The organism is Companilactobacillus formosensis (assembly GCF_005405305.1).
GTDB lineage: Bacteria > Bacillota > Bacilli > Lactobacillales > Lactobacillaceae > Companilactobacillus > Companilactobacillus formosensis.
Window position 1 is genome coordinate 107,663 of record NZ_BJDU01000004.1, and the last position, 25,437, is coordinate 133,099.

Consider the following 25,437-nt stretch of genomic DNA (forward strand, 5'->3'; position numbering starts at 1 on the left):
TGCATTATTCTGGAGATGTTATAATATTTTGGTATGAAGCGTTTACATTAATGAATGAGGTGAAATAATGTCAAGTGAATATGTTATGGCAATCGATGAAGGAACTACTAGTACCCGAGCAATTATTTTTGATAAAGCTGGGACGAAAATTGCTGATGCCCAACGTGAATTTACGCAACATTTTCCACAACCTGGTTGGGTCGAGCACGATGCTAATGAAATTTGGAATGCCGTTCAATCGACAATCGCCAATGTCTTTATTGAATCCGGCATCAAACCTAGACAAATCAAGGGAATTGGAATTACCAATCAACGTGAAACTACTATTATTTGGGATAAGAAGACGGGTTTGCCAATTTATAACGCTATTGTTTGGCAAAGTCGACAAACTTCAGATATCGCCGCTAAATTGGAAAAAGATGGCTATGGTGATATGATTCATGAAAAAACTGGCTTATTGATTGATCCCTATTTCTCAGCTACGAAGATTCGTTGGATTCTAGATCATGTTGACGGAGCCCAAGAACGCGCTGAAAAAGGTGAGCTGCTCTTCGGAACAATCGACACGTGGATTCTTTGGAAATTGTCTGGTGGAGCCGCTCATGTAACGGACTACTCGAATGCTAGTCGGACGATGCTATTCAATATTCATGACCTCAAGTGGGATGACGATATTCTGAAAGTGTTAAATATTCCTAAGGAAATGTTGCCAGAGGTTCATCCTAATTCCGAAGTCTACGCTAAAACAAAAGATTATCATTTCTATGGGTCAGAGGTTCCAATTGCTGGTATGATTGGTGATCAACAGTCAGCATTGTTTGGACAAATGGCTTTTGAACCAGGAATGGTCAAAAATACATACGGAACTGGTGCTTTTATCGTGATGAATACCGGTGAAAAGCCCCAATTATCTGACAACAACTTGTTAACGACAATTGGCTATGGTATTAATGGTAAAGTTTACTATGCTCTAGAAGGTAGTATCTTCGTAGCCGGTTCAGCCATTCAATGGTTACGTGATGCAATGCATTTGGTTGATTCAGCTCCGGAATCGGAAGAAGCTGCTTTGAGTTCGCATGATGACGATGAAGTTTATGTTGTACCAGCTTTTACCGGATTGGGTGCACCTTATTGGGATGCTGATGCTCGTGGTGCAGTCTTCGGTTTGACTAGAGGAACGACAAAGAACGATTTCATCAAAGCAACGTTGCAATCGTTGGCTTATCAAAGTCGTGATGTAATTGAAACAATGAAACGTGATACCGGCATCGATATTCCAACTCTTAAAGTTGACGGTGGTGCGGCAAATAATCGTTATTTGATGCAATTCCAAGCTGATATTTTACAGACACCCGTTCAACGTGCCAAAGATTTGGAAACAACCGCTCTAGGTGCCGCATTTTTAGCTGGACTAGCAGTAGGGTATTGGGATAGTCTAGAAGATATTAAGAAACAGTACGCAACAGGTGCTACTTTCGAACCAGAAATGGATGTTAAACGTGCTGATTATCTATATGAAGGTTGGAAAGAAGCAGTTAGTGCAACAAGAAAGTTTAAATATAAGGCAACAAAGTAAAAATTTAGTTAATGTAGTATTCCGTCCTCCATAGCAAAGAAAATTTGGCTGGAACGTAGTGGGCACGACTTGGAGCCTTTGCTAAGCCCAAGTACGGGCAAAGTCTTCAAGCTCGACCTTTCACTACTGAGCCAATTTTCTTTGCTATTCCGGACTAAAAAGTGATTCAATTTTTTATTTCTTGAGATAAAGAGTAAAAAATATGATTTAGTCGATAGTGACGAAAAATTAATGCTAACCTTAGTTTATTTAAGAATCATAAAGGCGGAGACGCCTTTTTTCGTGTTTAGGAGTTAACAATGGAAAAAGAATACATTTTAGCAATTGATGAAGGGACAACGACGGCTCGGGCTATTATTTTTGACCACAGTGGTAAAAAGGTAGCTGTTGCCAGACATCCAATTCAACAAATTTTACCGAACCCCGGTTGGGTCGAACATGATCCCAATCTGATTTGGAATGCCGTACAAACGACTATCGCTACTGCTTTGATTGATTCAGGTATTAAACCTGATCAAATCAAAGCAATTGGGATTGCTAGCCAAAGAGAAACAACAGTTGTTTGGGACAAGGAGACTGGTTTGCCAATTTATAACGCTATTGTTTGGCAAAGTCGACAAACTGCTCACTTGGCTAATGACATGATCAAGGCTGGTTTCAAAGATGAAATCCATAAAAAGACTGGTTTGATTATCAGTCCTTATTTTTCAGCTACTAAAATCCGTTGGATTCTCAATCACGTTGAAGGTGCTCAAGAACGCGCTGAAAAAGGTGAATTGCTCTTTGGAACTATCAATACGTGGTTATTGTGGAAGTTGACTGACGGAGCCAGCTTTATGACCGATTATGCCAATGCTAGTCGGACGATGCTGTTCAATATCAACACTTTGCAATGGGATGAAGATTTATTAAAGCTCTTTAATATTCCTAAGGCTATGTTGCCAGAGGTTAAATCGAATTCAGAAGTATTTGGAATAACGAAGAATTATCAATTTTATGGTTCGGAGATTCCAATTTCAGGGATGACTGGTTCGCAACAAGCGTCACTCTTTGGACAGATGGCTTTTGAAAAAGGTATGGTCAAAAATACTTACGGAACTGGTGCTTTTGCTGTTATGAATACTGGAGATAAACCGGCTTTGTCTGACAATAATTTGTTGACGACGATAGCTTACGGTATCAACGGTGAAATCAAGTATGCCCTAGAAGGTAGTGTATTCGTTGCTGGCGCGGCGTTACAGTGGTTGCGTGATGATATGCGTTTGATCAACAATACTCCACAAACTTCAGATTATGCCAAAAGTTCAACTGATCATGATGAAGTCTATGTTGTTCCAGCTTTTGCCGGTTTGGGTGCACCTTATTGGGATAACCAAGCACACGGTACGATGTTTGGGATTACTCGAGGTACAACTGATAAAGATTTAGTCAAAGCCACGTTGCAGGCAATTGCTTATCAGACAAAAGATATCATTGAAACGATGAGTTCTGATGCTAAGATGCCAATTGAAGTCTTAAAAGTCGATGGAGCAGCATCTGCCAATGATTATTTAATGCAATTTCAAGCTGACATTTTAGGAATTTCTCTCCAACGTTCATCAGAATTGGAAACTACTTCACTAGGAGTAGCTTTTATGGCTGGTTTAGGAATTGGTTTCTGGAAAGATATCGATGATATTAAGAAGAACTATCAAACAGGGAAAATGTATCAACCAAAAATGAAAGAATCTCTTAGAAATGATCTTTATGATGGTTGGAAAGAGGCTGTTAAAGCAACAATGGCCTTCAAACATAATGCTAAATAATAAGAACCTATATTAAAAGGCTCTTATTTTTTTTTATTGATATATAAGGATTTGAGAACTGTTTATTAAAAAATGCTTTGACACTTTTGATTTGTAAGTTTAATATAAATATATTATTTGTGTAATGTGAGGAGAATTTTTTAATGGACGAAAAGAAAGACCGAGGATTCTTCGGTCAACCGATAGGTTTACGTACATTATTCCTAACTGAATTTTGGGAAAGATTCAGTTACTATGGTATGCGTGCCATTTTGCTATTCTACATGTACTATGCTGTAACAAAGGGCGGACTTGGTATGGACCGTACCACTGCAGCATCTGTCATGTCTATCTACGGTTCACTAGTTTATATGTCTAGTGTGCTTGGTGGATTTATCAGTGATAGACTTTTGGGACCTAGAAGAACTGTCTTCTGGGGTGGTGTCTTGATCATGTTTGGTCATATCGTATTGTCACTCCCAATGGGCGAAACTGGTTTGTTTGTATCAATTGGACTTATTGTTATTGGTACTGGTTTATTGAAGCCAAACGTATCTGAAATGGTTGGTGGATTGTATACTGAGGGAGATCCAAGACGTGATTCTGGTTTCAGTATTTACGTTATGGGTATCAACTTGGGTTCACTTATTGCTCCACAAGCCGTTACAACGATGTGGAATCACTTTAATTTCCACGCTGGTTTCTCATTAGCTGCTATTGGTATGTTCTTAGGATTAGTAGTTTACTGGTGGGATGGTCGTAAGTACCTTCCTAAAGAAAGTTTACAAGCTCCCGATCCAATTACTGATGCTGAACGTAGTAAATTCTACAAGCGTGTCATCATTGGTGTAATTGCATTTGTTATTATTGTTGTAGCTATGATGGCTATGAATGCTTTCACAGTTGATAACTTCATCACTATCTTGAGTATCTTGGGTATCGCTTTGCCTGTTGGTTACTTCGTAATGATGCTAACAAGTAAAAAGGTTACAAAGATCGAAAGATCACGTGTATTTGCCTATATCCCATTGTTCATCGCTGCTGCAATTTTCTGGGCAATTGAAGAACAAGGTTCTGTTGTTTTGGCACTTTTCGCTGCTGAACAAACTCAATTAAACTTTGCTGGTTTGCATTTGTCAGCTCCACAATTCCAAATGCTTAACCCATTCTTCATCATTATCTATACACCATTCTTTGCATGGTTATGGATTAAACTAGCTAAGCGTCAACCATCATCACCATCTAAGTTCTGGATGGGATTAGTTGCTACAGCTATTTCATACTTTGTTTTGATCATTCCTTTGATTGGCTTGACTCCTGGTGATAAAGTTAGTCCACTATGGCTAGTGCTAAGTTGGGGTATTATTGAAATTGGTGAAATGTTGATTTCTCCAGTTGGTTTGTCAGCCACAACTAAACTTGCTCCTAAGGCCTTCAGAGGTCAAATGATGAGTATGTGGTTCCTAGCTGATTCTGCTGGACAAGCTGCCAATGCTCAATTAGTTAAATTATTCGAACCAGGAAACCCACAAAACGAAATGATGTTCTTTGGTGTAACTGGTATCGTTACATTAGTTGCCGCAATTATCTTGATTATGTTTGTACCTAAGATCAAGAAATTGATGGCCGGTGTTAACTAAAAATTTGTATATTAAACTAAGTCATAACTTCGGTTATGGCTTTTTTATTTTCTGATAAAAAATATTTAAAATTTCTTATGAAATCGTTTACAATATTAATATAAACATTTGTGGAGGAGCGAGTGTTCATGAGGAAGAAAATCGAGCTGTTGATTCTTAGTTTCATTGCAGCACTAGCGATAGTCTTGGGAATTGCTCAAACTACCAAAGCTGCACAGATTAATAATGATCAAAAAGTTGTTACCTTAAGAGTAAATAAGGTAGCAATTTTTTTATTTTTGATATAAAAATACTTCTATTTAGGACTATAATAATCTGAATGAAAAGGTTAACAATTATAGAAGGGGTGATTTTATGAAGAAATTAGTTAAAACTTTAATTTATAGTTTAGCTGTTTTTATTGGGATTTTCGGCATGGGGCAGTTGAATGTTTTGGCTGACGATTCTGATCAAAGTTCTACTGGAACCACAACAGGTGAACAGAGTAAATCTCTTAATGTTGATGAACAAAAATGGGGAGATAATGCTTCTTGGTCGATTAAAGATAATGTACTTTATTTAAATGGTACTGAAATATCTGATGATGAAAAGGGAAGTCTCACGGTTCCGTGGGCTCAATATTATGAACAAATTAATAAGGTCGTAATTAACTCTAATAATAATAGTAAATTACTACTTCCAAGTGATTCTAGTTATTTATTTGCAAATATGACAAATGTAACTGAAATTGATGGGCTTAATAAGTTGGATGTGTCTGAAGTTGATAGTTTTGAAGGGATGTTTTCGAAAGATGAATCTCTTATTAATGTGAATTTAAGTAGTTTTGAACCTAATCAGGAAAAAGAGCTAAATCTTTCAAAAATGTTTTCTGATGATTATTGTTTACATGAGGTGGATATAAGTAATTTTTCGAATTCAAATGACAATATAGAGAATATATTTGATAAAACTAATCGATTATATCAAATCAAGATTTCTGGTTTGGATTTATCCAAGGGTTCAGGTCTTGATGCGGATTCTTGGATAAACCCAAATGATGAAAAAGAAAATCAATCAGAATATCCACAGGGTGGAACAGATATTAGTACTTGGAATTTGAAAATAAGAGAGAAAAATCTGAAAAAATCAAATTTGACTTTCGGAGTATATTCTAATAAGGATGTTGTGCCAAATGGTAATCACTTAGAGTACGATGATGCACTCTCAGGAGATTACAGTTCTATGCTTGCTCCTGATTTTTCTGGAAAGAAGCTTTTTATAGAAGCAGTAGTAGTTGAAGAGGATGCTTTTTCATATGTAGGTCAAATATTAACTTTTCAAGCTCCAACCGTTTCTGGATATACTGCAAATCCTAATACAGTCAAAGTAAAATTAGAAACATTTAATGGTGATCCTAATGAGGATGGTCCATATGAACTAGACGTGTCGGAAAGTGAAAAATCTTTGGCGGTTATTCAAAATGGGAATAGAATGGAAAATAATTACACAATTTACTACACTAAAAATCCATCAACACCAACAGTAACTTCCAAATTCACACACAAACTTCAAACCTTAACCACATACCCAGATCAAGATTCTGCCGACATTTACGATGAAGATGGCAACTTAAGTAAGACTGTTGCTCTTTCACCAGACTCAAATTGGCAAACTGACGAGTACATGACTATCAAAGGCGAGAAGTACTACCGTGTGGCAACTAATGAATTCGTCAAAGCTTCTGATATTTACTTATACAAGGATAAAGATTCAGTAGTCAGAACTCATGGTGGTACTGATTACATTTCGCTAGATAATTCTCACGGCGATACAGTAACTAATCGTGCTTTGGCTGTCAAAACTGATTGGAAGATTGATAAAGTAATTAAAATTAATAATGAAGATTATTATCGTGTAGCGACAAATGAGTTCGTCAAAGCCGATAATGTCGACGTTATCAGATAGTTAAAAGGATGAATCTGAAAATGATTCATCTTTTTTTGCAAAAAACTCTTGAAATGGTCTGTTATTTTCGGTAATATAATTAAGTCGGATAAAGACATGTGGTAAACACATGGAGGGGTAGCGAAGTCTGGCTAAACGCGGCGGACTGTAAATCCGCTCCTTCGGGTTCGGTGGTTCGAATCCACTCCCCTCCATTCATTGGGTTATAGCCAAGCGGTAAGGCAACGGGTTTTGATCCCGTCATGCGCTGGTTCGAATCCAGCTAACCCAATTTATTTACCAGTTAGTCGTCAACAAGAATAAACTTGTTTGACGGCTTTTTTTATTCCACAAAGAAAAAACACCGACGATTGTCGATGCCTAAGTGACTACACGATGGATAATTGCTTTTGACGGTTATATTGAATGTTTTAAATAATTTTATTGATCACTAGGTTTAAACCACAGATAAGCGCCATAAATGGCATTGATCAACATAATTATTTGTAGAACGAACATCGAAGTGGAAGCAGGGCTAACTACTTGCAATTGGTTGAACCAGATGATGACGTTAATGACATCTAGAGTGATCCAAGCAATCCACTGGGAACGATAACCATAAGTCATTAGAACTTGTCCAACAATTCCTAATGGCAAAAGAGTAGCATCTAAGTAAACTTGGACGCCATTCAAATGTTTACTGAAGAATAAAACGATGAAATAAATAATAAAGGTCGCCAAGAACCAGAAGATTCCTTCACGCCAGGTTAATTTACGAGAAGCAACTTCTTCTTGGTCAGCTTGGTTGATCTCACGATGCCAAACTGAAAGACCTACGAATTGCATAATTAAATAAAATGACTGCGAAGCGATATCGCCAATTAAGCGGTTGTTGATGGCAATGATTAACCAAACCACACAACCTAAGACGCCCCAACTGTAATTAGTCAAACGACCTTGATCAACTAGGATTAGATTCAAAACAACGGAAGTACCAGTGATGACACCGATCCAACCTGAGAAACCAAAATCTTTTCCCAAAATAAATGAAGCCCAGGTTGCTAAAAGCATAATGGTCATCATAATCTTAGTTGTTTTCTTGAGGGTTCTTAATTCATGCACATTTCGTTGCAAGTTGAATACTTGTCCAAGCGCATTTGGCAAATCTCTTAAAGCGGCAGAAAAACGTTCAGTGAAACTACTATTTGAATTATTGGAATAATTATCCATGTGATAAAAAATCTCCTTATTTGTTTTTAGACAGCCGTATCGGAAGCAACGCTGTTAAATCGTGTAGTCACTTGCGTTTTAGAATATACTGATTAGTTTTTTATGTCAATTGATATAGACCTATTATTGTATTTGTTATAATTGTTTTTAGACCAATTCTTAATTTTTTACAAAAATACTGTATAATTAACAGAAGTAATGCTTAAAGGGAGTGCCAAATAAATGAAGGTACCAGTATATATACAAATTCACAATGAAATTAGAAAAGAAATCGAATCTGGCAAGTGGGCTGTTGGGGAACGTATCCCGTCAGAAAGACAGCTTTCACAAGACTTTGATGTTAGTCGGATGACACTTCGTCAAGCAATCCAAACTTTAGTCGATGAGGGAATTTTGCAACGACAAGTTGGATCAGGAACTTATGTTGCCAGCAGCAAGGTTCAAGAAAAGATGTCAGGAACGACTAGTTTTACCGAAATCACCGAAAGCCAAGGTAAGAAGCCTTCAAGTAAGACGGTTTCTTATCATGTGGCCGATCCATCAATCAGTGAATTAGAAAAATTAAAATTAAAAGATGGCGATCAAATTTTACGAATGGAAAGAATTCGTTATGCTGATCAACAACCAATTTGTTTTGAAGTTGCGACTATACCGATAAACATCGTCAATAGTTTGAATAAAAAAGACATAACGTCTTCACTTTATAAAGCACTTGAGGACAAAGCTGGGTTAAAATTAGGTAATGCTACGCAAACTGTTTCTGCTATTTTAGCTTCAGAAAAAATCGCTAATTTCTTGAACGTTAAGCGTGGTTCAGCAATCTTACGTGTTCGCCAAGTGACAACTTTGGATGATGGTAGACCATTTGAATACGTTCGTTCACAATACGCTGGAGATCGTTTTGAATTTTATCTAGAAAGATAGATAATCAATTTCTTTAGAATTAGATTTAAGGTAAGATATAACCTACACATGTTTTAAATTTTTAAACTGGGAGTCACTTATGCAAAGCTTTATAAAAAAGTATAGTATCTTCTTGATGCTGTACATTATCTTTCAACCAGTATTAGATGCTGTTACTGGTACGATGATGCGTTTTAACATCAATATTACCTTCGGGGTATTGATTAGAATGGTCGTCATGGCGATAACAGTATTCTACATATTATTGTTCTTGATTTTGAATCGAGATAATAAACACGGGTTTCGAATAATTGGTTACTTCGTATTATTAGCGGTAGTTTCAGCTATTAGTTTGGTAATCAATTACAAAACTAAAACACTATTTATTCCATCTTTGGAAATTACGACTTTAGCAAAAAGTTTGTATTATCCAATTATGTTGCTCGGGTATTTTTATGCTTTTGAGGAATTAGCTGAAGATCGAATCATCAACCGTTTCTTCCCCAAGGTTATCTTTATTGCGGTCAACATTATCAGTATCATCATGATTGTGGCTCACTTTACTAATACTAGTTTCAGTTCATACTCGTACTACAAATTAGGAGAGAGCGGTTGGTTCTTCGCAGCCAATGAATTGAGTGCGATTGTTTCAATTTCTTTCCCAATTATGGTTTGGTACGCACTTAAGAAAATTAATACTTGGTCAAAAATTTACTATTGGCTAACGATTGTTATTGCAATTTACTCAGCACTATTAATTGGAACAAAAGGTTCTTTATTAGCTATCGTGTTTGGTATTTGTATGGCTATCTTGGCTTCAGTAATTCAATTCTTCCAAGACAGCAGTCGTCGCAAGTACATGGCAGGAATCATCGTTATGCTAGCTGTAACGCTAGGTGGAATTTTTGCTGCTTATCCAGCAATGGCCGTTTCTAGAACAGCTGAATTGCACAGTGACATGATTAAGTACAAGAAGAAACAAGCTAAGACAAAAAAAGGTATCACTAAAGATCAAAAGAAGTATGTCGAAACTAATAAGACTGTTTCATACTTATTCAGTGGTCGGACAGTTTACTTTGAAAACGCCGCTCACAACTTCTCCAAAGCAACACCAGCACAAAAGGCCTTTGGAATGGGTTATGCGACAAATTTCAAGAAAGCCAAGCAAGCTAAGTTGGTTGAAATGGATTATGTCGATATCTTCTTCCAATTTGGTTTTATTGGAATCATCGTTTACTTAGCACCACTAGCTTATTGCTTGATTTACCTAATTGGAGTTTTCCTTAGAAAATTCAAGTACATGTGGTCATTTAAGTGGGCAATGCTGGTTTCCAGTGTCGCTTTAGGATTTGGAATGGCTTTGATGACAGGACACGTTATCGAAGCACCTTCAGTAAGTATATATTTCGTAACTATTTTGAGTTACGCAATGTTGAATGCACGAATCTTTTTAAGATCTGGTGAAGATCCTTATACAATTGATGTAGAAGAATAATAAAAAAATCCTGTTAGAAATTAGATTTTCTAACGGGATTTTTTTGTGAGCGTAAGTATGCTTTTGCTACCGACTAGATTTCAATATCTAATTGCAATTCCGATAGCATCTTCTATTTATTTTCTGAAGTAATTTATATAAAAATAAAAGTCACAATCCAGTGCTGAACGGATGACGACAATTTAAAACTAATTAAAAAGAAAAATTTTGTTATTTCTTGTTTTTCTTCTCTTTATTAATCATATTCATATACTTAGGAATTGCCATCATACGACCAATTCTAGTTGGTTCAGTTATTAAACGATAGAACCACTCGAGATTAAGCTTTTGGAAAACCTTAGGAGCGCGTTTCTTAGTTTCTGAGAAGACGTCGAAACTGCCACCGACACCGATCCAAATTGCGTCTGCTTGATCACGATACTTGTTGATGAAGAATTCTTGTTTTGGCGATCCTAAAGCTACTAAAACAACATTAGGCTTCTTAGCAGCAATTTCTTCAACAATTGGCGTGTCATCTTTGAAATATCCATCATGATAACCGACTAAGTTAACTTGAGGATATTGTTTTTTGATTTTTTTAGCGCTAGCTTCAATGACTTCTGGCTTAGCACCCAGCATGTAAAGTTTTAATTGTTTGCGATTAACAGCTGAAATTAAGTATTCTAAAGTATCAAAACCGGTGATTCTTTCATGGAGAGGAGTGCCTAGACTCTTAGCTCCTTTAATGATTCCGATACCATCAGGGATGACATAATCAGCATTATTGATGATTTTTGAAAAATTGCTATCTTTTCTGGCCGATAGAACAATTTCAGGATTAGGTGTTACGATGAATCTGTTAGCTTTAAGGTCTAAATCGTCATCCAAATATTTGTGGAATTGTTTAGCGGTAAAGTTGTCAAATTCTGTACCTAAAATATTTACTCTATTTTTGTGCATGGCGTTCTCCTTTAATGTATTATTATACACGAGAAAGATTAATTTGAGAGGTGTCAAAATGCGCGTTTTACATATTAATGCCGGTAATGAAGACGGTGGAGCAAGAACTTATATTATCAGTCTAATGAAAGGTCAAAAAAATATAGGAGTTGAGAGTACTCTGCTGACTTTTCAAAGGGGCCCTGTTTCAAAGATGGCTAAGGAAAATGGATTAAGTGTGTCAGTGATTGAACAAAAACAGCGTTTTGATTTATCTATTTTGAAACCATTGATTAAATATATAAATAATAATAATTTTGATATTGTTCATACTCATGGACCACGTGCCAATTATATCTTTTCTTTAATTCGAAATAAAGTTAATGCTAAATGGGTTATCACGGTCCATTCTGACCCTCGTATCGACTTTTCCGGTCTTAGAGGTTCAGTTATGCTCAAATTAAATCTGCATGCTCTGAAGAAGGCTGATTTGCTTTTTTACGTCAATCCTGATTTAAAAGAATACTTTGAATCATTGAAAATTCCAGATGATAAAACTTTTGAAGTATTTAATGCTATTGACTTCACAGGCATCAACCCATCTTTTAATCGACAATCTACTTTTAGTTTATTAGAGGTAGCAAGATTGGTTGATGTTAAGAATCATAGGTTATTATTGAACGCATTAAGTAAAGTGGACTTTAATTTCAGATTGACTTTAGTGGGTGATGGTCCATTGATGGATGAATTACGAGAATTAGTAAAGAATCTAGGGATTAATGATAAAGTCGATTTTGTTGGTTTTAGAGAAAATACTGGTGATTATTATCAAGAATGCGATGTTTCAATATTGACTTCTAAGTCGGAAAGTATGCCAGCAGTGTATTTGGAATCGGCAGCATACGGTAAACCAGTTATCGCGACAAATGTTGGTGCTACAAGTAAAATTATCGATAATGAAAATGGATGGTTGGTAGAGTCTGATAATGAACAAGAATTAATCAGTGCTTTAAATGATGCTCATTCATTATGGAAAGATAATAACCTTGATCGTAAAGGATTAACTTTGTACCAAGATGCGCGTGACAATTATTCAATTGAAAAATTAGCTCAAAAAGTAAATGACGGCTATCAAGCGACTTTGGATGCCAATTAATGTAAAATAAATTTTGATAATCAAATTATTAAGGGAGATATGATGACTCAATTTCAAAATGAAGATTTAACTTTGCATACTGATTATTATGAACTCAATATGATGTATACATACTGGAAGAAGGGGCTGCATAATCGTCGGGCTGTTTTTGAAGTTTATTTCCGTAAATTGCCTTTCGACAATGGCTTTGCTGTTTTTGCAGGTCTAGAACATGTGGTTAATTATCTTAAGAACTTAAGTTTTTCAGATTCAGATATCGATTACTTGCGTGAATATGGGGAATATGATGAAGAATTCTTACGCTGGTTAAAAGATATGCAATTCAGTTGTACAGTACGTTCAGCTTTGGAAGGGGACTTGGTTTTCAATGAAGAGCCAATTTTCCAAGTTGAAGGACCACTAGCACAATGTCAATTGATTGAAACTGGCGTTTTGAATATGGTTAATTTCCAAACACTTATTGCTACTAAAGCCGCCCGTATCAAGACTGTCTGTGGCGATGATCCTGTTATGGAATTCGGTTCTCGTCGTGCACAAGAAGTCGATGCTGCTATTTGGGGAACACGTGCCGCATACATTGCTGGTTTTGACGCTACAAGTAACGTTTTGGCTGGTAAATTATTTGGTATTCCAATTTCTGGAACACATGCCCATGCTTTGGTACAAACTTATCGTAATGAATACGATGCTTTCAAAGCTTACGCTACAACTCACAAGAATTGTGTCTTCTTAGTTGATACTTACGATACTTTGAAGAGTGGGGTTCCTAGTGCTATCAAAGTTGCCCGTGAGATGGGTGACAAGATCAACTTCTTAGGTGTTCGAATCGATTCCGGTGATATGGCATATATTTCTAAGCGTGTCAGAAAACAACTTGATGAAGCTGGATTCCCTAATGCTAAGATTTATGCCTCAAATGATTTGGACGAAAAGACTGTTTTGAACTTGAAGATGCAAGATGCCAAAATTGACGTCTGGGGTATCGGTACTAAAGTGATCACAGCCTTTGATCAACCAGCTTTAGGTGCTGTCTATAAGTTAGTAAGTATCGAAGATGCCAAAGGTAATATGATGGATACTTTGAAACTTTCTAGTAACGCTGCTAAGATTTCTACACCAGGTAAGAAACAAGTTTGGCGTATTACTAACAACGAGAAGAACGACAAATCAGAAGGAGATTACGTAACTTTCTGGAATGAAGATCCTCGTGAACACAACTCGCTTTACATGTTCCACCCACAATACACATATATCAACAAGACAGTTGAAGATTTCCAAGCTAAGCCATTGCTCCATGATATCTTCGTTAATGGAAAGTTAGTTTATGACTTGCCAACTGTTAAGGAGATTAAAGACTACTGTGCAGCCAACTTAGATTCACTTTGGGATGAGTACAAACGTATCTTGAACCCACAAGTTTATCCAGTCGACTTATCTTCAAAACTATACAGTCATAAGATGAAGTATATCGAGAAGATTAGAAATGATGTAAACAATATTAGATTAGGTGACTAAAAATGAGACCATTGCAAAAAGAAATTATTGAATTTGAACATGCTAAACCAGAAATCGATCCTGAAGCTGAAATTAGACGCTCAGTTGATTTTTTGAAGACTTACTTAAAACAACATAGTTTTTTGAAAACTTTAGTGTTGGGTATTTCTGGTGGACAAGATTCCACGCTAGCCGGTAAATTATCAGAAATCGCTATGACAGAACTTCGTCAAGAAACAGGCGATGACGATTATCAATTCATTGCTGTTCGTTTGCCTTATGGAGAACAAGCTGATGAGTCAGATGCCATGCAAGCTATCGAATGGATGCAAGCTGATAAAGTTGTCCGTGTAAATATCAAAGACAGTGTTGATGCAATGGTAAAAGCCGTTGAAGATAACGGTCTAACTATTTCTGACTTTAATAAAGGCAATATCAAAGCTAGAACGAGAATGATTGCTCAATATGCGATTGCTGGAGATAATAAAGGTGTCGTTGTCGGAACTGATCATGCAGCTGAAAATATCACTGGCTTTTATACGAAATATGGTGATGGTGCTGCTGATGTAACGCCGTTATTCCGTCTTGATAAGCGCCAAGGTAAAGCAATGTTAGAGAAACTGAATGCTCCTAAGAATCTTTATGAAAAAATTCCAACTGCTGATTTGGAGGAAGACCGTCCAAGTCTACCTGACGAAAAAGCTCTGGGAGTTTCTTATAAAGATATTGACGATTATCTTGAAGGTAAAGATATCGATCCAAAACATGCTGAAATTATTGAAAATTGGTATAAGAAGACAGCTCACAAGCGTCGTTTACCTTATACAGTTTTTGATGTGTAATTAATTAGTCTAGCCAATTTTTGAAATTGGTTGGGCTTTTTTTTCAAATTGGTAATGTTAATGAATACGCTTAACTCGTTGATAGACAATGGTAAACTTATGTCTCAATCAGTTCTATCTAATGAAAATCATATGTTAGAATTAAAGGGTAATCTTTAAGAAGAGGTGTTTAACAGTGAAAAGTGATTTAATCTCCCTTATGAAACCATCAGTTGTGGCAATTAAACAACAAGATATTTTTAAGTTTAATGCCAAAGCTAAGAGTATACCTGGAGCTGTTAATATGACCGTTGGTGAACCTAATTTTCCAACTCCAGATCATATTAAGAAAGCTGCTATTGCGGCAATCGATGAGAACAAAACTCACTATACAGTTCCTGAAGGAGACCATGAGCTTTTACATGCAGTAGCTACTTATCTACATGACAAGTACGATTTGAATTATGATCCAGAGAGCCAAATTTTGGCTACCGCTGGTGTTACAGAAGGTGTTTTCTCAGTTTTTAATGCAATTTTGCAAACTGGGGATGAGGTTTTGATTCCATCACCTTCATTTACAATCTATGGCCCAGACGCTAATTTTAACGGAGCTTCTCCAGTTTATTTAGATACTTCAAAGACTGGTTTCAAGATGACTCCAGAAATGTTAATTGAGGTTTTGAGAACTAATCCTAGAATTAAAATTTTATTATTGAACTACCCAAGCAATCCAACTGGTGTTAGCTATACTAAAGACGAGTTGGAAGCTTTAGCGGAAGTTTTAAAAAAGCATGATATTTTTGTCGTTAGTGACGAAATTTATAGTGAATTGACTTATAATTTTAAGCATGTATCGTTTGGAACAATTTTGCCAGAACAAACAATTTTGTTGAATGGTTTATCTAAATCTCATGCGATGACTGGTTGGCGTTTTGGTGTCGTCTGTGGACCCGCCGAAGTGATTGCCCAAATCAATAAGATTCATGAGTTGGCTACAACTTCAATTACGTCTATCACACAATATGCTGCCTTAGAAGCTTATAAGAATGGTTATGACGATCCAATCTCAATGCGCAAAGAATATCAAGCTCGTCGTGATGTTTTGCATAAGGGGCTTAAAGAATTAGGTTTTGAGTGTCCTGATCCTGATGGTGCTTTCTACCTGTTCATTAAAATCCCAGAAGGTCTTGAGCAAGATGATGTTAAATTTGCCAACGAATTATTGGAAGAAGAACATTTGGCAATCCTACCAGGTAGTTTCTTTGGTATCGGTGGCGAAGGTCATTTACGTCTGAGTTACGCTGCAAGTATGGATAGTATCAATGCTTGCTTAGATAAACTTGGTGACTTTGTGGAGAAACACAGTAAATTAATTCATCAAGTATAAGGGGTATCATGCTAAATAAATTTCAAAATATTATTAGCAAATTAGTAATTGTCTGTTTAGTGATTTTTACGTCGGTCGTTTTGATTCAAGCAGGCAAATTTTATACATTAAATTATTTAAAAATAGAACCAGTATTAGCGATACTGGTTTTTCTTTGTGCAATTATTTTTGTCGGTGGAGTTGGTTATTTACTTTACCGAATTCGCGATGATGACAAAAATCTCAATCGATTGATTTTAATTAGTTTGTTGCTAGTCTTTGCTATCGTTGCCCTAATTTGGTTAAAGCTGGTTCCACAGACACAAGTTAGTGATTTTAAGGCTTTTTGGAGAACAGCTCCAAAGGCTTTGAATGGTGAAAAAATATTTAGTTATGATAATGATTATTTCGCTAAATGGGCCTATCAAACAGGCTTTTTAGTCTACGTTATGACGGTGGTCAAAATCTTTGGACATCACGTGATAGCAATTCAATTGTTAAACGTTGTGTATCAAGTTTTGATTTTATTGATGGTCTATTTATTAGCTATCAAAATCACAAAAAAGGTTAAATTAGCTCGCTTGTCAATCTTTATTTTGATGATTGATTTGGACTGGTTTGCCTTAAATAGTCAGGCAGATAATCAATATCTTGGGATGCTGCTATTCTTAGTGACATTTTATTTGATTCTAAAGGATCGTTATTGGTCTTATGCACTGGCTGGTTTGACTCTCGGTGTTGGTAGTATTATTCGGCCAATTGGTCCAGTCGTTATAGCGGGTATCGTTGTTTATGCATTGATTTATTTGTTGATTGATAATAATCAACTCAACTGGTCAAAAATTGTCAAAGTAGTAATAACTTTGTTAATTTATCAAGTGATTTTTTCTGGAGCCAGTTTAGCAATTAAAAGCTCCGGACTCAATTCTTATGGATTAACTAATCGAGATTCTGAATGGAAATTTGTGGTCGGCTTGGATGCTAATTCTAATGGCGCCTATGATCAACAAATGGTCGATCGTTTTAATCTCAAGGATAGTCGAGCCAAGATGAGTGCTAAAGAACATCAAGTTATTCGTGAAAATATCGATAATCTAAATTCTACTCATGGTTGGCTTAAATTGCTTTGGAATAAAAATTCCAAATTGTGGGCAGAGCGTGCAATCACCATTGACTTTACAGGTATTGAAACTAGGCATTCATTGAAGACAAGCAACTTTATTAAATTATTAGGCTATCTAGGCTCACTAGTCTTGATAATCTTGTCATGGTTTGGTTCAATCAAATTGTTGAAAAACACTCATAAAGAGATATTTATATTATTGTTACCACTAATGGCGTACGCCGTTGTACAATTATTAATTGAAGTACAAGGTAGGTATCGACTAGAGTTTCTACCTGTTATCGCAATCTTAGGCGGAATTGGCCTATATTGGATTTACGATTGGTTTAAATTAAAATGGGGGAAAATGAATGTCTGATTTATTCAAATTAAGTATTGTAGTCCCTTGCTACAACGAAGAAGAAGTTTTGCCAGAAACGACGAAAGAATTGTCAGCAATCGTTAATGGTTTGATCGAGTCACGTAAGATTTCTGCTAACAGTAAAATTGTGTACGTTGATGATGGTAGTAAAGACAAGACTTGGAGTATGATCGATAATTTTTCTAAAGAATCCAAGCTAGTCTCTGGTGTAAAATTGAGCCGTAATTTTGGTCATCAAGGGGCTTTATTAGCTGGCGTAACACGAGCTTCCAAAGATTCAGATGCCGTTATAACGATAGATGCTGATTTACAAGATGACGTTAATGCTATTCCTAAGATGGTCGACGAGTATCTCAATGGTGCGGAAGTAGTTTATGGAGTTAGAAATAATCGTGATACTGATACTGCTTTTAAACGTAATACCGCCGAGATGTTCTATAAATTCATGGGCTTCTTGGGAGTCCACTTAGTTCCTGATTCTGCTGATTATCGTTTGATGAGCCAAAGGGCTTGCCAAGTTTTGTTGAGTTATCGTGAAAGAAATTTGTTTTTACGTGGAATCGTGCCTTTAGTTGGTTTCAAGTCAGCTAAAGTTTATTATGCTCGTAAGGAAAGATTTGCTGGTGAATCCAAATATCCATTACGCAAGATGATTAAATTTGCGATGGATGGAATCACTTCATTTTCAATTGTTCCCATAAAGATGATCATGGGCTTAGGATTTTTTATTGTTTTGATCAGTTTAGTTTTATTAATTTATAGTTTTATTCAAAAAATAAATGGTAACGTTGTTGATGGCTGGTCATCACTAATGATATCTATTTGGGCACTTGGTGGTGTACAATTGATTAGTATTAGTGTGATCGGTGAATACGTTGGAAAAATCTTCAGTGAAGTTAAGCAACGTCCAAGATTTACTATTGAAAAAGATATTTACACTGAAAAAACACAAAAAGAAAACAAGAGGTAATTACTATGAATGCCGCACAAAAGAAAGCTATGCAATATGGCAATTTAATCAACAGTACTGTTCAATCAATTCAAGATGAACAAGATAAACTTAATCCAGAATTTGAAAAATTACGTGATGCTTTAGATCGTAGTAAAGTTAATAAGCTGGATGATGTAGAGTATACAAAGATTCAAAAAGATTTCGCTACTGGTACGAAGAATTATCAAGCAACTTTAGCTAAATTGGAAAAGGGTAAAGCTCCAGCCAGATTGATGGGAACACATATTAATTTGGTTTCGGCTTTCAAGAATTATGTTGCTGGTTGTGCTGATATGACTGAAAGTATCGGTGACAATAAGACAATCGACCGTCACAAATTTGATGAAGCAGAAAAGAAGCAAGATGAATATATGGATAAATTTTCTAAATTGATTCAAAGGTTGACTAACTTAGCTTAAGATGAACGATTTAGAATTAACTGCACTAGTAAAAAAGGTTTCCCAAGAATATTTCGGGAAGCCTTTTATTCATCAAGCGTATTTTAATAGTCGATTAAAAACTACTGGTGGTCGCTTTCACTTACGAGATAAAAATATTGATATTAATCCCAAAATATATCAAGACTTTGGTCAAGAAGAATTAATTGGTGTCATAAAGCATGAATTGTGTCACTATCATTTGTATAATGACGGTTTACCAGCACAACATAAGGATCGAACTTTTAAGATTCTCTTGCAACAAGTTGGCGGTAGTCGTTTTTCACCAATTAAAAGTTCCGTTCATAGAAAGAATTATCATGTTTATGAATGTAATGATTGTCATCATATTTATCATCGTGTAAAAAAGATAAACACTCGAAAATATGTCTGCGGAAAATGCCATGGAAAACTAAAATATATCAAAGATATTACTATTTCATCTTGATAATTTTTTTATTTATGTGTATAGTAGAACCTGCATGCGGGTATGGCGGAATTGGCAGACGCGCAAGACTAAGGATCTTGTGGAGAATTATCTCCGTGGAAGTTCGAATCTTCTTACCCGCATCACTAGAGTAGTTGGACATTAATTTGTTCGACTGCTTTTTTTTTGCAATAGTTGATAATACAAGAAATCGAGCACAAATATTTTTGTGCATATGCAAATTTTCATAAAAATATATATTAATATTAGATTATTTATTAACGATAACTATATATATTTTTTTATCCGGTGGTATAGTATTATTGATAAATGTCATAACGATAGATGGGAGTGTGTTGCCATTGTTTCTTGGATCAATTATTTACAATAAAAGACGAGAAATGAATTTAACTCAAATTGAGTTAGCTGATGATATTTGTACTCAAAATACAATTAGCAAAATCGAGAAACATAATATTGCGCCCACGGTCAATATCCTTATTAAGATTTGCTTGAAATTAGATTTAACATTAAACGATGTTTTTAGTGATTTTTCAAGTAAATCTTCTGCCAAAGAGGATAGCGCCTTGGATGCATTAGAGAAAGATACATTGTTGAAGGATACTTCAGATGTAGAAGAAAAGTTGTCATCACTTGAGGGAAAATTGAGCGATAATGACATGAAGCAATACGAATTGATCACTGGTGTGTTGGATTATTGGAAGGGAAACTTTGATTCTTCATTGTTTACTCTTGATAAAGTTTTACAGTATACTAAATCGGCTAATGATGATATTTATACTTTGTTAGCTTATTTGTTCAAAGGACTAGATTATTTAGGCCAAGAACATGATGACCGCGCACAATACTATTTCCAAATGATTTCTAATGCTTGTGAGGAAGATGTCGAATTCAAAAATGCCAATGAATTAGAAATTCTCTTTATTTGCAAGACATTAGCGGGTTCTTTTGCAAAAATGAAATCCTATCAAACATCATTTGACTTCAGTCAACGTGGTTTAAAATTTGCAAATGAAAAACATGTTTCATATTTCTTGGATGAATTAAATTACTTTGCTGCTTTGTCGATTAAAAATGATAAAAGCAAAAAAGCTGATTACGAAACTTTCAATAACTTGGCTTATTACTTAGCGAAGGTTAATAAAAATACTGATTTGTTAAGGAAGATAGATCATAAATAAATTTAAAAATCATCAGATTATTTAGTCTGATGATTTTTTTTATAAATAAATGTGTAAGCTCAATTATTGTAATATTTGTTTAAACATATTACAGTTTAGTTAGTCTAAGGAGACTAAGGAAGTATAAAAAATGAAAAAACTCGCTGTAATGTTTTTAACAATTTTACTTGGCTTAGGTTTTTCATTTTCACCGACTAGTGTCAAGGCTGAATCCGTTGATAGCGGAAATTTTGTAGATGTGGATTCATCTTCAGCGGATCTATATAATTCCAATGGAGATAATCTTGGGAGAAAAGTTCCAAAGAATAGTACATGGTATCTTGGGAAAACAATTAGTATTAAAAATACGGACTATTACCAAATAGCTACTAATGAGTATTTAAGTTCCAAAGATAGCTATACTTACAGTAATAGACCGGAGGTTATCAAGGTTTCGTCAACTGATGGAGATGTACCTTTGTATGATCACAATTTTGTTCAATTATCGGATGTAGCATTAGCACCAGGTACTTCTTGGTATTCGGATAGAGTGATTTTCACACCTGACGGAATGCCATTTGTACGAGTAGCAACAGACGAATATGTGGGTATGTGGTATGTCATGCAACAAGAATTTTCAGCAAAACTATAAATAACCAAAAAAAGATTATCTTGATTAAGATAGTCTTTTTTTATTTTCATGACATATAGGTCTACAGAAGTCAATATTATCAACGTTTATAACGTTTTCTTATTTTTATGATATACGATATATTGAAAATTTGATAAAAAAAATAAGGATTTTTGAACGATATTTCTTGTAATAGTTGTCCAAACCTTGTACTATAAAGTTGCTTATAATTATGCCAATGTTATATAGCTGACTGTGTGAAATATTAATTTTTTTATTGTATTACATAAAACCAATTTTGTGTGCGCTTTTTTTCTGCCAAAAAATAAGTGCACAGAGGGTTAAATTATTTGAATTATAGTGAGGTCAAGGAAAATGAAAAAATCTTTATTATTTTTAGTGTGTGCACTTTTAGGTGTTGGGGGTTCTTTAGCAACAACTACTGATGTTAATGCCGAATCAGTAAGTAAGGGAAGTTTTGCTCAAGTAAGTAGCGAAGAAGCACCTGTTTATGATCAAAATGGAAATGCTACTAATGTTGCTCTTCAAAAGGACAGTACTTGGCAAGTTGCTAAGACTCAAGATATTAATGGAACTAGTTATTTCCAAGTTGCACCTAACCAATTTTTAAGCTCAAAGGATAGTTTTGCATACAAAAACCGTCGAATGGTTATCAAAGTTCAATCACTCGACGGCAAAGATAAAGCTGTTAATGTTTACGATCATAATTTGGTACAAAAAAGCGACGTATCTTTAGCATCTGGAACCAAATGGGCTACAGATACTGTTATCAATACGTCTAACGGTATGCCTTTCTTACGTGTTGCTCCTGATCAGTACGTTGCCATGTACGATGTAGTTGAACAAACTTTCAAGGCTACTATTTAATTTTATTTTTATAACTGTGTGTGAATTATTAACTTGGATGTTCGTGGTATGCCGACCATGGACATCCTTTTTTGTATACATATCAATTTCGTGTACATTGCCAAATGTACTTGAATTGTCTTAACGATATATATGAGGTCTTTCCTTATTACAAGTAATATAGTACTATCACTTACTCGTAATTTTGATTCAATTTTTGTAAGAGGTTTTTTCCAAAAGTGGAATAAAACTTTATTAAGATAATATTATCAATTCATTTAATGAATTTTTCCCGACAAATGAACAAGATAATGTAAATATCATGGCTTTTTTTGTAAATTTTCACTTTTTACGAATAGTATACAGCTAAAAGCTCAAAATGCTTGAGATAGTAGGGTTCTTTAAATTATAAAAAAATAAGCAAAATTATTATTCTGGCAAATTAGTTCGAATTATTTATTATGAGCGCTGAAGAAAGAAGCGTGATTGATGTGTTATTGAATAAGAAATGTGTATATTTAGGAGTTACGTTATTTTCAGCGTTGATTTTGGGAGGAGTCACGACATCGCAAACGGCTAAAGCTGCTACTACAGGCGATACGACAACTAGTTCAACTACAGCGACTAGTTCGTCAAGTCCAAGTGTCACTAGTCCGGTAACGACACCAACTAGTTCGACAACTGGTAGCACTTCAACAACTAGCCCGGCTACTTCTACAAGTACTATGACAAGCAGTAGTTCAACTACAGGCACAGCTACTACTCCAACGACATCAACATCGACAACAAGTCCGGCTACAACAGCACCATCTACAACGACTAGTGGTACTTCAACGACAAGTCCAACTCCAACGACGACTGGCAGCAGTACAGCACCAACAACATCAGCAAGTACTACAAGTTCTACAAGTACCACAGCTCCAACGACATCCACTACTACGACTAGCACAATAACTATTCCAAGTACTGGTTCAAGTACTGGTTTAAGTACTAGTTCAGCTAGTGGTTCAACTGTAACTGGAACTACAACACCAATAAGTACCACGACAACCACAGGGACGGGCACAACAGGTACTTCGACAACACCGACAACACCGACAACATCAACAACTGGTACTAATCCATATGCAATATCTAGCAATGTTACTGATAGTACGGTGGTAAACTTTGCCGATCCATTATTAGGTGCAGCAGTTAAGTCAGCTTTGAATATTCCTACTAATGATCCAATTACAGTTGGCGATATTAAGGGCTATGTCAACCCAACACTTGGAATTATGATGACTAGCTACGAAATGGATCATCCAGCCGATGGTTCAGGACCAACACCGGGAGCTTCAATGACTGACCAACAAGATACACCGGTTGAAAGCCTTGATGGAATGCAATATTTGCAATTATTACCAACTAAAACAAGTGTTATTTTTCAAGCTAAATTAGCTTCAGATGCTAATGCTAATACTGACTTGAGACCATTGGACGGCATTAATTTTAGCGAGCTAACACTTGATGGTAATTTTAGTGACCCAGATGCTAAAGAGATTGATGTCAGCCAAGTTGCTGGACTTGATCTTGCCAATGCAACGTTATTTGAATTGAGCGGTGGTTCAACTACATCGCCAACTGATGGTTTAAATAATCAAGAATTGGCACAAGTTGCTCCAACGATTGTTAAATTTGCTAATAATGGTCAAAGTTATCACACAATCGAATTAGGTTATTCAAGTATTTCAGACTTTACACCATTGCAAGGCGTCGAATCTGGTCAAAGTGTATCTGTCATTGCAGTATCGAATACAATTAATGATTCAACACCAATTTATGCAGTAACGGGACAACCAATTACATTTACTGCACCTAAGGTTTTAGACTTGGATGGAAAAGATATAGCAAATAGTTATCATTATTCTAGTTCAGTACCAACAACTGATTTGAAAGATGACAACCTCACTAATAACGGAAACGACAGTTATACTTTGACTGATGCCGATCCAAACGCAAAGGAATTGGATTATGGTCAAATTGGTTTTGCTGATTATACGCCTGATTCTTTAACTTATGAGACTAAAGGAACGACACTTTTTGAAACTGTAACAATGGAAGACCAGCCACTAATTTGGCAAGCACATCCTACTGTTACAATTGATTACATGGATCCCGCTGGACAACCAATTTTAAACGCCGATGGTACTCCAATGACCAAAACTATTGAGGGTAATTTAATCGGTGATCCATATGATTTGACTAGCGATAGCCAAGTAACTGGATATACTTTGACTAGTCCAGCAAGCTTGTTGAAGGGAAATTATACTCAGAATCCTCAAACAATCGATTTGAGCTATCAAGCTGCCAGTTCACAACCTTATGCATCTGGCAATTCACAAACTGATCAAGGTTCATCAACTACTCCTTCAACATCAACACAACCAACTACATCAACTACAACATCACCTGATCGAGTTTCTATTCAAGTCAAAGATTTATCAGCCGATTCTCCAACAGATGATCAATTAATTGATATGGGGGTTCGTGCAACTACTCATATTAACGGACAATTATTCTACTTAGTTGGATATGGTCAATGGGTCTTAGCTAGTGACTACAATAATGTTGCTTCACCAACTAGTGGCGTGATCAGAACCTTTGATAGTTCAACTGATTTGGTAAATTCTTATGGTCAGCCAGTTTCAGAAAAGTTAATGCCTAATACAGAATGGAAATATAGCAAGATTGTAACTATCAATGGTGCTCAATATTATCAAGTAGCTACCGATGAATTCTTACCCGTTCAAAATGGGGTTAAGTTCTTTTCAACTAAAGGAACGGTAAAGACCCAAACTAGAGCAACACTTTATGACTCTCAAGGTAAGAGTTTAGGCCAAACATTATCAAGCGGATCAAATTGGTATACAGACGGATATGCCACGATCAATGGTGAAAAGATGTATCGTGTTGCTACTGATGAATGGATTCCAGCTAGTGACGTTATTTAAATAAGAAAAGAAGAACTCGTGGTCAGTACTAGAAAATAGTATTGATCATGGGTTCTTTTTTTTTACAAATGGTATACATCTTTTGCTGGGAGATTCAGATGGCTGTAGGCCTTTTAAAAA

The 25,437-nt window shown here is 35.7% G+C and carries 21 protein-coding genes and 3 tRNA genes; 22 read left to right on the plus strand and 2 right to left on the minus strand.

The window, feature by feature from the left end; translation table 11 throughout:
* The first annotated feature begins 67 nt into the window (after positions 1–67).
* The 7 genes from glpK (FFM65_RS05895) (at position 68) to FFM65_RS05920 (ending at position 7,215) form a co-directional block, all read left to right on the plus strand.
* Entirely contained in the window at positions 68–1,576 is a 1,509-nt protein-coding gene (gene glpK / locus FFM65_RS05895; RefSeq protein ID WP_119318088.1) for a glycerol kinase GlpK, read from the plus strand.
* A 299-nt stretch (positions 1,577–1,875) separates the two neighbouring features.
* Positions 1,876–3,381 carry a glycerol kinase GlpK gene (gene glpK / locus FFM65_RS05900; protein ID WP_119318089.1) on the plus strand — a complete coding sequence of 502 codons (1,506 nt, stop codon included), beginning with the start codon at positions 1,876–1,878 and terminating at the stop codon, positions 3,379–3,381.
* 143 nt (positions 3,382–3,524) lie between these two features.
* A complete protein-coding gene (locus FFM65_RS05905) occupies positions 3,525–5,000 on the plus strand; it encodes a peptide MFS transporter (protein ID WP_119318090.1) in 1,476 nt (491 codons plus the stop codon).
* Between the two features lie 128 nt (positions 5,001–5,128).
* Positions 5,129–5,287 carry a hypothetical protein gene (locus tag FFM65_RS12145; RefSeq protein ID WP_162897940.1) on the plus strand — a complete coding sequence of 53 codons (159 nt, stop codon included), beginning with the start codon at positions 5,129–5,131 and terminating at the stop codon, positions 5,285–5,287.
* A 67-nt stretch (positions 5,288–5,354) separates the two neighbouring features.
* On the plus strand, positions 5,355–6,944 hold the full coding sequence (locus tag FFM65_RS05910) for an SLAP domain-containing protein (RefSeq protein WP_119318091.1): 1,590 nt from the start codon (positions 5,355–5,357) through the stop codon (positions 6,942–6,944).
* 111 nt (positions 6,945–7,055) lie between these two features.
* Positions 7,056–7,138 (plus strand) — tRNA-Tyr (locus tag FFM65_RS05915).
* A 5-nt stretch (positions 7,139–7,143) separates the two neighbouring features.
* Positions 7,144–7,215, plus strand: a tRNA-Gln gene (locus tag FFM65_RS05920).
* Between the two features lie 149 nt (positions 7,216–7,364).
* On the opposite strand, the gene pnuC is transcribed toward FFM65_RS05920, so the two are convergent.
* Positions 7,365–8,153: a nicotinamide riboside transporter PnuC gene (gene pnuC, locus FFM65_RS05925; RefSeq protein ID WP_119318092.1), complete on the minus strand. Its 789-nt coding sequence runs from the start codon at positions 8,151–8,153 to the stop codon at positions 7,365–7,367.
* A 222-nt stretch (positions 8,154–8,375) separates the two neighbouring features.
* Between pnuC and FFM65_RS05930 the strand changes: the two genes are divergently transcribed.
* The gene (locus tag FFM65_RS05930; RefSeq protein WP_059074092.1) at positions 8,376–9,077 is read left to right on the plus strand and encodes a GntR family transcriptional regulator; all 702 of its coding nucleotides are present in this window, start codon (positions 8,376–8,378) and stop codon (positions 9,075–9,077) included.
* A gap of 79 nt (positions 9,078–9,156) precedes the next feature.
* Complete coding sequence (locus FFM65_RS05935) at positions 9,157–10,551, plus strand: O-antigen ligase family protein (protein WP_119318093.1); 1,395 nt, start codon at positions 9,157–9,159, stop codon at positions 10,549–10,551.
* Between the two features lie 210 nt (positions 10,552–10,761).
* Here the strand turns inward: FFM65_RS05935 and FFM65_RS05940 are convergent, their stop codons facing one another.
* A complete protein-coding gene (locus tag FFM65_RS05940; protein ID WP_119318094.1) occupies positions 10,762–11,490 on the minus strand; it encodes a WecB/TagA/CpsF family glycosyltransferase in 729 nt (242 codons plus the stop codon).
* Between the two features lie 58 nt (positions 11,491–11,548).
* Here FFM65_RS05940 and FFM65_RS05945 point away from each other — a divergent pair, with 58 nt between their 5' ends.
* The 13 genes from FFM65_RS05945 (at position 11,549) to FFM65_RS06005 (ending at position 25,317) form a co-directional block, all read left to right on the plus strand.
* A complete protein-coding gene (locus FFM65_RS05945) occupies positions 11,549–12,625 on the plus strand; it encodes a glycosyltransferase (RefSeq protein WP_119318095.1) in 1,077 nt (358 codons plus the stop codon).
* Between the two features lie 39 nt (positions 12,626–12,664).
* A complete protein-coding gene (locus FFM65_RS05950; RefSeq protein ID WP_119318096.1) occupies positions 12,665–14,140 on the plus strand; it encodes a nicotinate phosphoribosyltransferase in 1,476 nt (491 codons plus the stop codon).
* Between the two features lie 2 nt (positions 14,141–14,142).
* Positions 14,143–14,961 carry an NAD(+) synthase gene (gene nadE, locus FFM65_RS05955; protein ID WP_119318097.1) on the plus strand — a complete coding sequence of 273 codons (819 nt, stop codon included), beginning with the start codon at positions 14,143–14,145 and terminating at the stop codon, positions 14,959–14,961.
* A 199-nt stretch (positions 14,962–15,160) separates the two neighbouring features.
* Entirely contained in the window at positions 15,161–16,327 is a 1,167-nt protein-coding gene (locus FFM65_RS05960; protein WP_162897946.1) for an aminotransferase class I/II-fold pyridoxal phosphate-dependent enzyme, read from the plus strand.
* A gap of 8 nt (positions 16,328–16,335) precedes the next feature.
* Positions 16,336–17,787 carry a glycosyltransferase family protein gene (locus tag FFM65_RS05965; RefSeq protein WP_119318099.1) on the plus strand — a complete coding sequence of 484 codons (1,452 nt, stop codon included), beginning with the start codon at positions 16,336–16,338 and terminating at the stop codon, positions 17,785–17,787.
* Complete coding sequence (locus tag FFM65_RS05970) at positions 17,780–18,760, plus strand: glycosyltransferase family 2 protein (protein ID WP_119318100.1); 981 nt, start codon at positions 17,780–17,782, stop codon at positions 18,758–18,760. Before FFM65_RS05965 ends, FFM65_RS05970 begins: the two co-directional genes overlap by 8 nt.
* A gap of 5 nt (positions 18,761–18,765) precedes the next feature.
* Positions 18,766–19,200, plus strand: coding sequence for a hypothetical protein (locus FFM65_RS05975; RefSeq protein ID WP_119318101.1), 435 nt, complete (start codon positions 18,766–18,768; stop codon positions 19,198–19,200).
* A gap of 1 nt (position 19,201) precedes the next feature.
* On the plus strand, positions 19,202–19,666 hold the full coding sequence (locus tag FFM65_RS05980; protein WP_119318102.1) for a SprT family protein: 465 nt from the start codon (positions 19,202–19,204) through the stop codon (positions 19,664–19,666).
* 36 nt (positions 19,667–19,702) lie between these two features.
* A tRNA-Leu gene (locus FFM65_RS05985) sits at positions 19,703–19,788 on the plus strand.
* Between the two features lie 210 nt (positions 19,789–19,998).
* On the plus strand, positions 19,999–20,847 hold the full coding sequence (locus tag FFM65_RS05990) for a helix-turn-helix domain-containing protein (protein ID WP_255311488.1): 849 nt from the start codon (positions 19,999–20,001) through the stop codon (positions 20,845–20,847).
* A 130-nt stretch (positions 20,848–20,977) separates the two neighbouring features.
* Positions 20,978–21,478 (plus strand): SLAP domain-containing protein, encoded by a 501-nt coding sequence (locus tag FFM65_RS05995; RefSeq protein ID WP_119318104.1) that lies wholly within the window; start codon positions 20,978–20,980, stop codon positions 21,476–21,478.
* A gap of 354 nt (positions 21,479–21,832) precedes the next feature.
* A complete protein-coding gene (locus FFM65_RS06000) occupies positions 21,833–22,345 on the plus strand; it encodes an SLAP domain-containing protein (RefSeq protein WP_119318105.1) in 513 nt (170 codons plus the stop codon).
* 440 nt (positions 22,346–22,785) lie between these two features.
* Positions 22,786–25,317, plus strand: coding sequence for an SLAP domain-containing protein (locus FFM65_RS06005; RefSeq protein ID WP_119318106.1), 2,532 nt, complete (start codon positions 22,786–22,788; stop codon positions 25,315–25,317).
* Positions 25,318–25,437: the final 120 nt, after the last annotated feature.